This window comes from Muriicola sp., assembly GCF_049669965.1.
In the GTDB taxonomy this organism is placed as follows: domain Bacteria; phylum Bacteroidota; class Bacteroidia; order Flavobacteriales; family Flavobacteriaceae; genus Muriicola.
The window spans coordinates 1-1,878 of sequence record NZ_JBATLB010000038.1 but is presented as its reverse complement, the minus strand read 5'-3'; the positions used below and the strand labels follow the sequence as shown (position 1 = coordinate 1,878).

General features: G+C 41.9%; 3 protein-coding genes. 2 read left to right on the top strand and 1 reads right to left on the bottom strand.

Annotation, left to right across the window (positions count from 1 at the left end; all coding sequences use genetic code 11):
* The coding region (locus tag WBM49_RS02440) for an NIPSNAP family protein (protein ID WP_424370476.1) at positions 1-528 on the top strand (528 nt) is incomplete at its 5' end.
* A 6-nt stretch (positions 529-534) separates the two neighbouring features.
* Here WBM49_RS02440 and WBM49_RS02435 read toward each other — a convergent pair.
* Positions 535-1,644, bottom strand: a complete 1,110-nt coding sequence (locus WBM49_RS02435; RefSeq protein WP_424370475.1) for an OmpA family protein — start codon at positions 1,642-1,644, stop codon at positions 535-537.
* Between WBM49_RS02435 and WBM49_RS02430 the strand changes: the two genes are divergently transcribed.
* The coding region (locus WBM49_RS02430) for a hypothetical protein (protein WP_424370474.1) at positions 1,616-1,878 on the top strand (263 nt) is incomplete at its 3' end. The two genes, WBM49_RS02435 and WBM49_RS02430, sit on opposite strands and share 29 nt — an antisense overlap.

The following is a 1,878-nucleotide window of genomic DNA, read 5'->3' as shown; positions in this document are numbered from 1 at the left end:
TATCCCATTAGTCAACCCAACACACTCGATCTTATAAAAGAAAGTTTAGAGAAGGATGAAGAACTCCAGAAGAACCATTCGCTATTTTTGAATGCGGCCCATGACGCTCCTCCTTATGACCGAATTGAGACCCTACTTCTCAAGGCCTTTAAAGAAATGCCAGCACTCCAAGCTTCCAGGGTTGAGGGGGATAGATCGGACAGGGTTTATGAACTGAGAAGTTATGAGTCGCCCACAGAGGCATTATTTATCAATAAAGTTCACATGTTTAACGAAGGAGGTGAAGTAGCCTTGTTTCAGAGATTAGGATTTAATGCGGTATTCTATGGAGAAGTACTCGCAGGACCGCGGATGCCCAATCTTATGTATATGACCACTTTTAAGGATATGGAGACCAGAGACCTTATGTGGAAGGCATTTGTTGCTTCGCCGGAATGGCAGGGATTGATCAACGATCCTTTTTACGATAATAATGTAAGTAAAGCCGATATTCTGCTGCTGTACCCTACTGACTATTCAGACTATTAGGAAGCTCTACTCTATCTTGGTAAGAATAAATTCTACACGTCTGTTTTTACGTCTTCCTTCCGGAGTAGCATTGGAAGCTATTGGCAGGCTTCCACCATGACCTTTCCAGGATACCCGTTCTTTTGACAGTCCGAGGGTCATAAAATAGTCGGCCACTGCCTTACATCGGCTATCAGATAATTTTAAATTATAGGCGTCAGTTCCAACGGCGTCGGTATGTCCGTGGATCACGATATGTAAACTTGGATCCGATTCCAAAAAATCATAGGTCTGCTTTAAATAGGTCTTGGCAGCCTCCAGTAATTGGTATTCATCGAAATCGAAGAGTACATGATCAAAAAGATGGGTGGTATTGAGGCTATAGGACGTTTTATCTTTCGAACTATCGGCAATAGCATGGGAGGGTTCAGAATTTGCTCTGGAAAGGGAGACCATATCTACATAGTAATAGGCCCCCTGTTTAGCGCCTTTATTAAATAGAAATTTACGTGTACGGGCATTGTTTTTGAAATTCCCCAAAGTCATAAATTGTTCATTGCCTTCGGCAACATAGGGGGTAGACACCAACATCCAATCTTTGGTGTCATTGGCGAAATGTGAATACCCGATCTCCAGATAAGTAAAGGAATTACCGGTATCCTTATACAAATGCATTTTTGATAATTCTTTATGGATCTCAAAACTCAGGGGGTGTTCGGAAAATACTACCCCAAACTCATTGATCGCAAAATCTGAGCGTTCTGCCAGACTCACAAAAAAGGACAATTCGTAGCTTACTCCTTTTTCTAAGGGAGTTAGGAGTTCTGCTTGCATGTATTCCCTGTAATCATTAGGGGCATATAAATAAAACCCGGCATATCCCTCCCCAAAATCTGCGATCTGGGTGCCATTAAAATTTTTTGGTGTTCCCATGGCCTCACTACAGCTGTGAAAGTAATCGGTAGAGCCATTGGTAGGGGTACTCCAACCCACTACATCTGAATTAAAATTTCCCAGCCGTACCGGACAGGCCTTATGGTCCTCAAAACTGGGGTTAGCAACCAGGTTCTGGGATATCCCCGTATACATTCCAAAATGAAGTAGCACAATGATACTAAATGTATTGATCTTTTTCATCCGGATGGTACCTTATGGTCCTCAGGATAAAAATAACGAAAGTCTGGGTCTTGATATGAATAATACCAGTTTGGTTCGTCAAAGGGTAGATAATTATGGGCATAAGGTGATTTTTATTGATAAAAAACGACCTATCTACCTGACTTTCAAACTGCTAAAACTAAAAATGGACTTTATAGGTGGCTCCCGCAAGGATTTGAAGGCTTTGGACCCTAAAATTGGCCCATTGCTGAT

Excerpts from the sequence above, each read along its gene's own strand:
- WBM49_RS02435 (WP_424370475.1), bottom strand. The coding sequence starts at position 1,644 with ATGAAAAAGATCAATACATTTAGTATCATTGTGCTACTTCATTTTGGA.